General features: G+C 62.9%; 10 protein-coding genes. 6 read left to right on the top strand and 4 right to left on the bottom strand.

All coding sequences use genetic code 11. The features are described from left to right. The coding region (locus tag BA190_RS36260) for an NAD(P)(+) transhydrogenase (Re/Si-specific) subunit beta (RefSeq protein WP_156771778.1) at nt 1-96 on the top strand (96 nt) is incomplete at its 5' end. A gap of 50 nt (nt 97-146) precedes the next feature. After that, complete coding sequence (locus tag BA190_RS31150) at nt 147-920, top strand: fumarylacetoacetate hydrolase family protein (protein ID WP_068297525.1); 774 nt, start codon at nt 147-149, stop codon at nt 918-920. 283 nt (nt 921-1203) lie between these two features. On the opposite strand, the gene sucD is transcribed toward BA190_RS31150, so the two are convergent. From sucD to BA190_RS31130, 4 genes are all read right to left on the bottom strand, one after another. Next, nucleotides 1204-2094 carry a succinate--CoA ligase subunit alpha gene (sucD, locus tag BA190_RS31145; RefSeq protein WP_068297523.1) on the bottom strand — a complete coding sequence of 297 codons (891 nt, stop codon included), beginning with the start codon at nt 2092-2094 and terminating at the stop codon, nt 1204-1206. A gap of 74 nt (nt 2095-2168) precedes the next feature. Continuing rightward, nucleotides 2169-3332 (bottom strand): ADP-forming succinate--CoA ligase subunit beta, encoded by a 1164-nt coding sequence (gene sucC / locus BA190_RS31140; protein WP_245315015.1) that lies wholly within the window; start codon nt 3330-3332, stop codon nt 2169-2171. A gap of 234 nt (nt 3333-3566) precedes the next feature. Then, entirely contained in the window at nt 3567-4841 is a 1275-nt protein-coding gene (gene frc, locus BA190_RS31135; protein WP_068297509.1) for a formyl-CoA transferase, read from the bottom strand. 98 nt (nt 4842-4939) lie between these two features. Next, nucleotides 4940-6697: a thiamine pyrophosphate-binding protein gene (locus BA190_RS31130; protein ID WP_068297506.1), complete on the bottom strand. Its 1758-nt coding sequence runs from the start codon at nt 6695-6697 to the stop codon at nt 4940-4942. Between the two features lie 644 nt (nt 6698-7341). Between BA190_RS31130 and BA190_RS36255 the strand changes: the two genes are divergently transcribed. From BA190_RS36255 to BA190_RS31115, 4 genes are all read left to right on the top strand, one after another. Beyond that, entirely contained in the window at nt 7342-7479 is a 138-nt protein-coding gene (locus tag BA190_RS36255; protein ID WP_156771777.1) for a hypothetical protein, read from the top strand. A gap of 579 nt (nt 7480-8058) precedes the next feature. Then, on the top strand, nt 8059-9366 hold the full coding sequence (gene oxlT / locus BA190_RS31125; protein WP_068297504.1) for an oxalate/formate MFS antiporter: 1308 nt from the start codon (nt 8059-8061) through the stop codon (nt 9364-9366). Nucleotides 9367-9856: 490 nt separating this feature from the next. Further along, complete coding sequence (locus tag BA190_RS31120; protein ID WP_068297502.1) at nt 9857-12007, top strand: acetate--CoA ligase family protein; 2151 nt, start codon at nt 9857-9859, stop codon at nt 12005-12007. A gap of 247 nt (nt 12008-12254) precedes the next feature. Then, a partial coding sequence (locus BA190_RS31115; protein ID WP_371260444.1) for an ATP-grasp domain-containing protein occupies nt 12255-12469 on the top strand: 215 nt, incomplete at its 3' end.

The following is a 12469-nucleotide window of genomic DNA, read 5'->3' as shown; positions in this document are numbered from 1 at the left end:
GCCGGCGTCGAGAACGAGCTCTTCTTCAAGGACAACACCATGATGCTCTTCGGTGACGCCAAGAAAATGGTCGAGGAAATCATCAAGGGCTTCTGAACAGCAAGCAAATAGCTCGCTCCCATCTTTTCAAGAAAGGCAAACCCGCCATGTCGCAATGGATCCGTTTCGAGGAAGACGGGCAGGCCCAGTTCGGCAAGCTCGAGGGCGAGGCCATCCACGTCCATCGCGGCGACATGTTCGGCATCGCCGCCGCCACCGGCCGGACCCTGCCCCTGGCGCAGGCCAAGCTCCTGGCGCCGACGGTGCCGAGCAAGATCATCGCGCTCTGGAACAATTTCCATCAGCTCGCCGCCAAGCTTGATGTCGCCGTGCCGCCGGAGCCGCTCTATCTCCTCAAGGCACCCACCAGCGTCACCGCGCCGGGGGCAACCGTGACAAGGCCTGCCTCCTATGACGGCCGGGTGGTCTATGAGGGCGAGCTCGGCATCGTCATCGGCAAGCCCTGCAGCAACGCCTCCGAGGAGGAGGCCGCGGACGCCATCTTCGGCTATACCTGCGTCAACGACATCACGGCCGGCGACATCATCAGCCGCGACGCGACCTTCGCCCAATGGGTGCGCGCCAAGAGCTTCGACGGCTTCGGGCCGTTCGGCCCGGTAATCGCCACCGACATCGATCCCGCGAGCCTGGTGGTGCGGACGCTGCTCAATGGCGACGAGCGCCAGAACTATCCGATCGCCGACATGGTCTTCCCGCCGGCCCGGCTCGTCAGCCTGATCTCCAGGGATATGACCCTGCTGCCCGGCGACTTGATCTGCTGCGGCACCTCGCTCGGCGTCGGCGCCATGAAGGAAGCGCAGAACGACGTCCGCGTCAGCATCGAGGGCATCGGCTGCCTGCAGAACCGCTTCGTGCAATGAAGAGATCGGGGAGAGCGGGCAGGATGCCCATGGGCGTAAATTTTGCAGACAAGAGCGCAGGCTCTTTACCCTCCCCTCGATGGGGAGGGTCGGCCTGAAAGGCCGGGGTGGGGTGGGATTACTCAGGTCTTCGTCAATGGAAGGGCCGTTTCCTACTAAGAAGTCACCCCACCCCGACGCTTTGCGTCGACCCTCCCCATCGAGGGGAGGGTAAAGAAGCGCGACTTTCGAGCCGAGGTTAACACTTATGGATCGAATGCCCGCGCATTCGGAAAGATTGCCCTCAAGCCGCTTTCGCCCTCGCCGCGAGCGCCCGGCCGATCGTGTCGCCGACCAGATGCGGGCTCGATGCCACCGTGATGCCGGCCTTCTCGAAGGCGGCGATCTTGGCGTCGGCCCGATCGCGGCCATGCATGGTGAGGGCACCGGCATGGCCCATGCGCCGCTCGGCCGGGGCATGCAGCCCGACGACCAGGCCGACGATCGGCATGCTGGGCCTGACGGAGGCGACATAATCGGCCGCTTCCTGTTCTTCCTCGCCACCGATCTCGCCGATCAGCACGATGCCCTCGGTCTTGGGATCGGCGAGGAAGAGTTCGACGCAGTCCCGCATCGACAGGCCATGCACCGGATCGCCGCCCACCCCCACGGTGGTCGACTGCCCGAGGCCCACGGCGGAAACCTGGGCGATCACCTCGCTGGTCAGCGAGGCCGAGCGCGAGACGATGCCGACGCTGCCCGGGCGCTCGCTGCCCGTTGCCATCACGCCCATCTTGCACAGGCCCGGGGACAGGATCCCCTGCGAATTGGGGCCGATCAGCCGGGTCTTCGAGCCGGCCAGGGCATGGCGCACCCTGATCATGTCGAGCACCGGCACCCGTTCGGTGATGGCGACGACCAGCGCAATCTCGGCCTCGATGGCCTCGATGATGGCGGCGCTGGCCTGGGCTGGCGGCACGAAGACCATGCTCGCATTGGCGCCGGTCTCCCTAGCAGCCGCCGCGACCGTATCGAACACCGGCGCGCCGAGATGGGAGCGCCTACCCTTGCCGGGGGTCACGCCGGCCACGACCTTGGTGCCATACTCGATCATGGCGGCGGTATGATGCGTCCCCGCCCAGCCGGTCATGCCCTGGCAGACGACGCGGGTTTCACTGTCGATGAGGATAGCCATTCCGCCCTCCATGCGCATGTAGCGCGAATGTATTGTTCTGGATTTATCAGTCTAAAATCGCAGCAGAATCGCTATCATCGCGCAGCTGCAACGGCCTTCGACGCCGCTGTCCACATGTCCGGGCATTCGATGATGCGGCAGCCGAAATTGGCGAAGCGCGAGCGAGCATAGTCGGCGTTGTTGCCGGCGAGCCTGGTCACCACCGGCAGGGTGCGCCCGGCCCGGCGCATGGCGATTCCGAGCCCCTCGGCAACCGTGTCGCAGGACTGCATGCCGCCGCCATGCACATTGATGAGCAGAGCGCGGACCTGGGGATTGTCGAGCAGCAGGCTGAAGCCATGCGCGATGTCGAGGCTGGTCGCCGTGGTGCGGATATCCATGAAATTGGCCGGCGCTCCGCCGGCGGCATGGACGAGGTCGACCGTGGCAAGCCCGAGCCCGGCGCCATTGGCAGCGATGCCGACGCTGCCGTCCATGCGGACATAATTGAGCTGGCGCTGGCGGGCCTTGACCTCGTATTCATCGCCATCCTCCTCGCGCAATTCCGCCAGGGTGGCTTGGCGGAACAAGGCGTGGTCGTCGATGATCATCTTGACGTCGAGCGCCAGCAGACTGTCGTCGGCGGTCAATACCAGCGGGTTGATCTCGATCAGGCTGGCGTCGAGTTCCAGGAAAGCGCGGCGCAGGCCATCGGCGAGAGCCACGAAGGCTTCGGCCGGCTGCCCGGCGAGGCCCAGGTGAGCCGCGAGAGCACGGAGATCCTCGGGCCTGGCCTGGCTCCCATCCCCGAGAGACAGCCGCTCCAGGCCGTCTTCTCCGGCCAGGACACGGTCCTCGATATCGTCGCCGCCGGCGCCGCTCGCTGCAAGGACAAGGGTCCCGCTGGCGGCGTGGACGCTGAGCGACAGGTAGAAACTGCGGATATGGTCGACGGCCGCCTCCACCAGCACACGTTCGACGACGCGGCCATGCGCACCGCTCTGCTCGGTGACGAGGCGCCGGCCCAGCAGGGCCCGGGCTGCCTCCGCCGCCGCGTCGGAAGACGAAACGATATGGACGCCCCCGGCCCTCCCGCGTCCACCGGCATGGATCTGCGCCTTCACGGCGAAACGGGAACCACCGAGACGAAGCGCCACCTGCCCGGCCTCTTCGGCCGTAATGGCCACGGCGCCCTGCGGTGCCTCGACGCCATAGGGTGCCAGGATCTGCTTGGACTGGAACTCGTGCAGTTTCATCATTCCCTCCCATGCATGGATATCGTTCTTATCTGGTATAACGTATACCAGATAAGAACAACTGTCAAAGCGGATGTGGAAACAATGACCTGGGAGCGCGGACGTCCTCGTCCGCTCTTCCCCTCCTGTATGCGTAGCGTTTCCAAGAGCGGACGAGGACGTCCGCGCTCCCAGGCCCCAACACCAAAAAGGCGGGCACCGCGACGGCGCCCGCCCCTTCATCTCAATGAGGAAACCTCACTCGGCCGCCATGGCCACGGGAGCGCCGAGGGCGCCGCTTCCCGCGATCTCGTCGATGCGGCCCTGGTCGAAGCCGAGGACGTCGCGCAGGACCTCCTGCGTATGCTCACCGAGCAGCGGCGAGCGCTCGACCACGGTGGGGCTGTCGGAGAGCTTGATCGGGTTGCCGACCGACAGATAGGGCCCGCGCTCCGGATGGTCGACCTCCACGACGGTTCCCGTCACCCTGAGCGAGGGCTCGTTGGCGATCTCGCGCATCGACAGGATCGGTCCGCAGGGGATGTCGTATTTGTTGAGGATGTCCATCGCCTCGAACTTGTCCTTGGTCTCCGTCCATTTCTCGATGGTATCGAAGATGGAACGAAGCCTCGGCAGGCGCGCTTCCGGCGTGGCATAGTCGGGATCAGTGATCCACTCCTCCTTGCCGATCACCTTGCAGATCGCGCCCCAGACCGGCGCCTGGGTGATGAAGTAGATATAGGCGTTGGGATCGCTCTCCCAGCCCTTGCATTTGAGGATCCAGCCGGGCTGACCGCCACCCGAGGCGTTGCCGGCACGCGGCACGGCATCGCCGAATTTGCCGTTGGGATATTGCGGATATTCCTTCATGGGGCCGCGCTCGATGCGCTGCTGGTCGCGCAGCTTCACCCGGCACAGATTGAGCACGCCGTCCTGCATGGCAGCATCCACACGCTGGCCGCGGCCCGAATGGGTGCGCTGGTAGAGCGCGGTGACGATGCCGAGGGCCAGATGGAGGCCGGTGCCGGAATCGCCGATCTGCGCGCCGGTCACCAGAGGCGGGCCGTCGTCGAAGCCGGTGGTCGAGGCGGCGCCGCCGGCGCATTGGGCGACGTTCTCATAGACTTTGCAGTCCTGGTAGGGACCGGGACCGAAGCCCTTGATCGAGGCCACGATCATGCGGGGATTGAGCTCCTGGATGCGGGCCCAGGAAAAGCCCATGCGGTCGAGCACGCCGGGCGCGAAATTCTCCACCAGCACGTCGCAACTCCTGACGAGTTCCTCGAGCACGGCCTTGCCGGCCTTGTTCTTGGTGTCGAGCGTGATGGAGCGCTTGTTGTGGTTGAGCATGGTGAAATAGAGGCTGTCGACATTGGGGATGTCGCGCAGCTGGGTGCGGGTGATGTCGCCGACGCCCGGCTTCTCCACCTTGATCACATCGGCGCCGAACCAGGCCAGCAATTGCGTGCAGGTCGGACCGGATTGCACATGCGTGAAGTCGAGGATGCGCACGCCTTCGAGTGCCTGTCCCATCGTTCCCTCCTCGGAAATATCATCTGTTAGCTACGCGAGGGAGCGGGATAGCCGGGCCGGCGACGCCTCGTGCGAGGCTGGCCGGCCATCCCGCAATCTCACTTGTACATGGTCTGGTTCTTGGTGCCTGGTGCGTATTCGTCCGGATCGACCCAGATGTTCACCAGGGCCGAGCGGCCCGTCTTGGCCATGGCTTCCCGGGCCCGCCGCAGGGCCGGCTGGATCTCACTGGGATCGCGGACTTCCTCGCCGTGATTGCCGAGCATCTGGGCGAATTTCGAGAAGGCCACGTCGCCGAGCTTGTTGCCGACATTGCCACGCTCCTCGCCATATTTGGCGACCTGGCCGTAACGGATCTGGTTCATCGAGGAGTTGTTGCCGATGACGGCCAGATAGGGTGCCCCGAAGCGATCGGCGGTTTCCATGTCGAAGCCGGTCATGCCGAAGGAACCGTCGCCGTAATAGCAGAGCACCTCCTTGTTGGGATTGGCGAGCTTGGCCGCCAGGGCGAAACCGGTGCCGACGCCGAGCGAACCGAGAGCGCCCGGATCCATCCACTGCCCCGGCCCGCGCGGACGCACGGCCTGGGCCGAAATCGTCACCACGTCGCCGCCGTCGCCGATATAGATGGTGTCCTCGCCGAGGAATTCGTTGAGCTCATAGGCGACGCGATAGGGATGGATCGGCGTCTGGTTGGAGAGGAAGAGCGGCATCAGCTTTTCGGTCGCCACCACTTCGGCATCCTGGAGCATCTTCATCCATTGCTGGCGCAACTGCCGCTTGCCTTTGTCCATGCGGCCGGAGGTCGCCTGCAGCACGGCGCCGAGGATCGCACCGGGATCGCCGACCAGGCCGAGATCGATGTCGCGGTTCTTGCCGACGGTGCGGTAGTCCATGTCGATCTGGATCAGCTTGAGATCCTTGCTGATGCGTTTGCCATAGCCCATGCGGAAATCGAAGGGCGTGCCGACGATGACGAGCACATCGGCCTTGGCGAAGGCGAGCGAGCGCGTGCGGTCGAAATGGTGGGGGTCGCCGGGCGGCAGCAGGCCACGGCTGGCGCCGTTGAAATAGCCGGGAATGTCGAGGCCACGCAGCAGCGCGATGGCTTCCTCCTGCCCTCGGCCGGTCCAGACCTGCTGGCCATAGAGGATGGCAGGGCGCTCGGCGGCGACCAGGATGTCGGCGAGCTTCTCGATGTCGGCGGGATCGCCGATGGATTTGGTCGAAGCGCGATATTTGCCGGATTCCGGCAGCACCGCACGGTCGAGGGCAACTTCCCGGTCGAGCACGTCGCGCGGGATCTCGAGATAGGACGGGCCATAGGCGCCGGCGAAGCATTCGCGCGCCGCCATCGAGATCATGTCGGCCACACGTTCGGTGGAGGAGACCGTCGCCGCGAACTTGGTGATCGGCTTCATCATGTCGACATGCGGCAGATCCTGCAGCGACCCCATCTTGTGCTGGGTCAGCGCGCCCTGCCCGCCGATATGCAGGACCGGGCTTTCCGAGCGGAAGGCAGTGGCGATGCCGGTCATCGCATTGGTGCAGCCGGGGCCGGCAGTGGTGACCACGCAACCGAGCTTTCCGGTCTGGCGCGCATAGCCGTCGGCGGCATGGGCGGCGACCTGCTCGTGACGGACGTCGACGATGCGGATGCCTTCGTCGAGACAGCCATCATAGATGTCGATGATATGCCCCCCGCACAGGGTGAAGATCGTGTCGACACCCTCAGCCTTGAGCGCCTTGGCGACGAGATGTCCGCCGGAGACGACGCTGCCGTCGCGCGCCTTCTGCTTGAGCGTGTCCTCGGCCGTCGTCGTCACGGGCTTTTGCAATGCTGTAACCGTTGCCATTGGGGCAATTCCTCCCGTTGTTCTTCGCAACGATATGCCGCTGAGGGTCATCGGCTTTGATGGGACCGCCTCCGATGTAGAGGGGGCGATCAACTATGCCGAAATCGCCTTCTACTTGGCGGGATGACGCCGTGGCATGCCGTACAGCTGGTACATTGGCATGCCAGATACCAGAGTGTCAATCCGCATTTTTCGCCTCCGACGGGGGTCGGAACCTGTCTCTTTCTTCACCGGAAATGGAGATTAATTCTCTTTAATTTCAAATACTTGCTATTCATTTCAACGGGGAAAGCGAGTAAAATTGCGGCTGCAGGAAACCAGACTTTGCCGGTTCGAAGGACGGTCTGCGTCGACGAATTCGCGAGTTTGTGACGTCCGTAGTTTCATGCCGCGATGCAGTAAATCCTGCGAAGGATACCTTGCATTTTCGTGTTTAGTATAGAGGTACCCCTAAACTGGATTTAGCCCACACCGCCCGCCAGACGGGGGAACAAGCTGGTTGCAGATGAGCTGAGGCTGTTTACTTCGCAATGCAAAGAGCGCATGACTGCATTGCAACATTGCCCCTACCCTTCTGGGATCTGGTATGCCAGATTCACGACAACACAGGATCTTTCCTCGAACACCCAATGTGGAGAACGACCATGACCACTTCCGCTCTGTCCCGTAGCCCTGCTGTCCGCCCGGTGTCGACTCGCATCTGGGCAGCCTTCTCGGGCTTCCTGATGAAGATGGCCCAGGCCGATATCCGCGCCGGTTCCCGCGAACCTTTCGGCCTCTGAAGGCCAGGATCGCAACCGCCCCTTCATCCGAGATCTGGGGCGGGAACCCGGGAATGGCTTCGGTCGGATCGATTCGACTGGGTTGATTGCCAGGCCGGCTCCGCACTCGCCACAGTTCAAAGCAGGTGAGGGTGTATATGAGCGCGCGCTTGGGAGACCGGTTCGGTCGCCTGCGCGTGCAGCCTGTCGGCATGGCCGCCGGTGGTAGCCGAAGACGCAAAATCGCCTCTGGCATGCCAGAGAATTATGTCTGATTTACGACTATTTATAGTATGAATGCGACATGAAGCAGAGTTACGGCTGCTTCTGTGCAACTTTTTTTGATCTATTCGCAATTGTGCGGACAACAGAGGCACGCGAAGCGAAGATCTCAATTCTTTCCGTAACTTGATGCCGTTTGTCCCTCTACCCCATCCACTCTGAACCGCCCTGGAAGACGCCTCTTCCGGGACGATTCGGCGTGTCTAGGCGAAAAACGGCGCTTGCCAACTGGCATGCAAGATACCAATATGGCGACACAACCTGCTTAATGGAGCCTGGGCTCCGTCCAACCTCCAACAAAAACCAAGGGGGACTGCAATGGTAGGGTCGCAAGGAGAGGAAAACCTGCCGAAGGTATCGGATGCCTTCCGCTGGACACAGCTTGCAATCGGCGTCGTCTGTATGGTGATGATCGCCAATCTCCAGTATGGCTGGACATTCTTCGTTCCCGACATCCAGAAGACGTTTGGCTGGGACCGGGCAGCCATTCAATGGGCTTTCACCCTGTTCGTCCTGTTCGAGACCTGGCTCGTGCCGGTCGAAGGGTGGTTCGTCGACAAATACGGGCCAAAACTCGTAGTGGTCTTCGGTGGTGCACTCTGCGCCGTCGGCTGGGTGATCAATTCCTACGCCACTTCGCTCACTCTATTCTATCTGGGACAGATCATTGCCGGTATCGGCGCCGGCGCCGTCTACGGCACCTGCGTGGGCAACGCGCTGAAATGGTTCCCGGACAAGCGCGGCCTCGCGGCCGGCATCACGGCGGCCGGCTTCGGTGCCGGCTCGGCCCTGACGGTTGCGCCCATCCAGGCCATGATAGCCAATGACGGGTTCCAGGCCGCCTTCTTCTGGTTCGGCCTCGGCCAGGGCATCATCGTCATCATCTTCGCGCTGTTCATGCACACGCCCCGCAGCGGCCAGGTGCCGGCTCCCGTGCTGAACAAGAACATCGTGCAGACCCGCCGCAACTTCGCGCCGACCGAAGTGCTTCGCCAGCCGATCTTCTGGCTGATGTACTTCATGTTCGTGATCGTCGGCGCCGGCGGCCTGATGGTAACCGCCAACCTCAAGCCGATCGGTGCAGACCTCAAGCTCGACGGCGTCCCGGTCTCGCTGTTCGGCCTGACCATGACGGCCGTGACCTTTGCCGCCACGCTCGACCGTATCCTCAACGGCCTCACCCGCCCCTTCTTCGGCTGGGTGTCGGACAAGATCGGCCGCGAGAACACCATGTTCATCGCCTTTGCGATGGAAGGTGTCGGCATCTACATGCTGCATCTGTTCGGCCATGATCCGGTCTGGTTCGTTCTGCTCTCGGGCTTCGTGTTCTTCGCCTGGGGTGAGATCTATTCCCTCTTCCCCTCGACCTGCACGGACACGTTCGGCTCCAAATATGCCGCAACCAATGCCGGCCTCCTCTACACGGCCAAGGGAACGGCGGCCCTGCTCGTCCCCTTCGCCAACATACTGCAGCAGCAGACCGGAACCTGGGACGTGGTGTTCATCATCGCGGCGGGCGCCAATATCCTGGCGGCCATCCTCGCCATCGGTGTCCTCAAGCCCTGGCGTGCCGGTGTGGTGCGCAAGCAGGAGCTACAGCAGCCGGCCAACACCGCCGCGGCGTAGCTCTCGCGTGGCAGGCATCAGCCCGCCATGTCACAGCGCAAAAGCCGGTGCCCTGACAGGCACCGGCCGGGAAGATCACCATAGGACCCCGCACCGATATCTCATTCAGTATCGCTACAGCCTATGCCAGGTCTCGGCAGTGCCGACATAGCCGAGGCCAGAAACCGACTAATTCATTGAATAAGAACAATATCTTCCAGGACATAGCCAAAGCCCGGGCCTTTGGCTCCACGCGATACGCGGAAATCAACCGAAATCAGGTTCTTTCCAGCTAAAGCCTTTTGTGATCAGGCGGAATCGCCAGGAAACGCAAAGTCACATCGAAATAGAAATGGAAAAGAGGCGCGGTTTTCGCTTCGACGCGTTCTGTCCCGGTCGATAGCGAAAGTCGCGCTTGACAAATTCAAATCTGGCATACCAGATACCAGAAGTTCAGATTCCCGCCGACAGGACGAAGCTTCGATCCGGCAACGACCAGGGAGAAAACAGCATGAACATCCAGGCAAAACCCGCGCAATCCATCCAGGCCGATGTCCGGGCCGTTCTCGATGCCGTCAAGGCATCCGGCCGCACCAGCCTCACCGCCCCCGAGGGCAAGCTCGTCTGCGATGCCTATGGCATTCCCGTGCCGAAGGAAGGCCTGGCACGCTCCAGCGCCGAGGCTGCCGAGCTCGCCGGCGACATGGGCTTTCCGGTGGTGATGAAGATCGTCTCGCCGGACATCCTGCACAAGACCGAAGCCGGCGGCGTGATCGTCGGCGTGGCCTCCGCCGCCGAAGCCGAAGCCGCCCACGACAAGATCCTCGCCAATGCCAAGACCTACAAGGCCGATGCCCGCATCGAGGGCATCCAGGTCCAGCAGATGCTGAAAGGCGGCCAGGAAGTCATCATCGGCGCCGTGACCGACGACAGCTTCGGCAAGCTCGTCGCCTTCGGCCTCGGCGGCGTGCTGGTCGAGGTGCTCAAGGACATCACCTTCCGCCTGGCGCCGATCGATCGTGACGAGGCCCTGTCCATGCTCGACGGCATCCAGGCCGCCGAGATGCTCAAGGGTGTGCGCGGCGGCGATCCGGTCAACCGCGATGCCCTCGCCGACACGCTGGCGAAGGTCTCCCAGCTCGTCACCGATTTCCCCGAGATCACCGAGCTCGATCTCAACCCGGTCTTCGCCACCAAGGACGGTGCCACCGCCGCGGACGTGCGCATCGTGGTAGACTTCGAGGCCAAGCCTGCCCGTCCCAGGCCCTCGCAGGATGCCATCGTCACCGCGATGAACCGCATCATGCGTCCCGAGGCCGTTGCCGTGATCGGCGCCTCCTCGGAGGACGGCAAGATCGGCAATTCGGTGATGAAGAACCTGATCAATGGCGGTTACAAAGGCCAGATCTATCCGATCCATCCCAAGGCCGACGAGATCCTGGGCTACAAGGCCTATCGGAGCGTGAAGGACGTGCCCGGCACCATCGACACGGCCGTCTTTGCCATTCCCGCGAAATTCGTGGCCGGCGCCCTGGCCGAATGCGGCGAGAAGGGCATTCCGGGTGCCGTGCTCATTCCCTCGGGCTTTGCCGAAACCGGCAATGAGGAAGGCCAGCGCGAGATCCAGGAGATCGGGCGCAAATACAATATCCGCCTGATGGGACCGAACATCTACGGTTTCTATTATACTCCGTCCAATCTCTGCGCGACCTTCTGCACCGCCTATGACGTCAAGGGCTCGGCCGCCCTTTCCTCCCAGTCGGGCGGCATCGGCATGGCGATCATCGGTTTCTCGCGCTCGGCCAAGATGGGCGTCTCGGCCATCGTCGGCCTCGGCAACAAGTCCGATATCGACGAGGACGACCTGCTCACCTTCTTCGAGCAGGACGACAACACCAAGATCATCGCCCAGCATTGCGAGGACCTCAAGGACGGCCGCGCCTTCGCCGAGGTTGCCCGCCGAGTCTCCAAGAAGAAGCCGGTGATCGTGCTGAAGGCCGGCCGCACCTCGGCCGGCGCCAAGGCTGCGAGCTCGCACACCGGCGCTCTCGCCGGCAATGACCGCATCTATGAAGACGTCTTCAAGCAGGTCGGCGTCATCCGTGCCCGTTCGTTGCGGCAATTGCTGGAATTCGCCCGCGGCGTGCCGATCATGCCGACGCCCAAGGGCGAGAACGTGGTGATCATCACCGGCGCCGGCGGCTCGGGCGTGCTCTTGTCGGATGCCTGCGTCGACAATGGCCTATCGCTGATGTCGATGCCAGATGATCTCGATGCGGCCTTCCGCAAGTTCATCCCGCCCTTCGGCGCGGCCGGCAACCCGGTGGACATCACCGGCGGCGAACCGCCCTCGACCTACAAGAACACCATCAAGCTCGGCCTCGAGGACGACCGCATCCATTCGATCATCCTGGGTTATTGGCACACCATCATCACGCCGCCGATGACCTTCGCCAAGCTGGTGATCGAGGCCAAGGAAGAGATGAAGGCCAGGGGCATCGAAAAGCCGATCGTCGCCTCCCTCGCCGGCGACGTGCAGGTCGAGGAAGCCTCCGAATATCTCTACGCCCATGGCGTGCCGGCCTATGCCTACTCCACCGAACTGCCGGTGGAAGTGCTCGGCGCCAAATATAAATGGGCCCGTGGCGCCGGCCTGCTCTGAGGCGAACGCCTTCTGAGCCTTAACAAGAAAGGGCGCGACCAGCCTTCTCCCCTTGTGGGAGAAGGTGCCCCGAAGGGGCGGATGAGGGGAGAAGCTCCTCTTTCCAAGTCGCCGCTAACACCCCTCATCCGTCATTGCTGCGCAATGCCACCTTCTCCCGCAAGGGGAGAAGGCTGGTCGCGTCTCGTTTTGTTCGCGGACACTATCGCATCAGAGCAAATACGCCCCTCCTTAAGGTCCAAGAAGAATGAACATCCATGAATATCAGGCCAAGGCCGTGCTGCAGAGTTTCGGCCTGCCGATCTCCCCCGGCACCGCGGCGCGAACCGTCGACGAGGCGGTGAAGGGAGCCAAGGAGCTTCCCGGTCCGCTTTATGTTGTGAAGTCGCAGATCCATGCAGGTGGCCGCGGCAAGGGCAAGTTCAAGGAACTGCCCGCCGATGCCAAGGGCGGCGTGCGGCT

The sequence above is a fragment of the Labrys sp. WJW genome (assembly GCF_001676615.1).
GTDB classification, from domain to species: Bacteria; Pseudomonadota; Alphaproteobacteria; order Rhizobiales; family Labraceae; genus Labrys; species Labrys sedimenti.
This window is presented reverse-complemented; position numbering and strand designations above follow the sequence as displayed.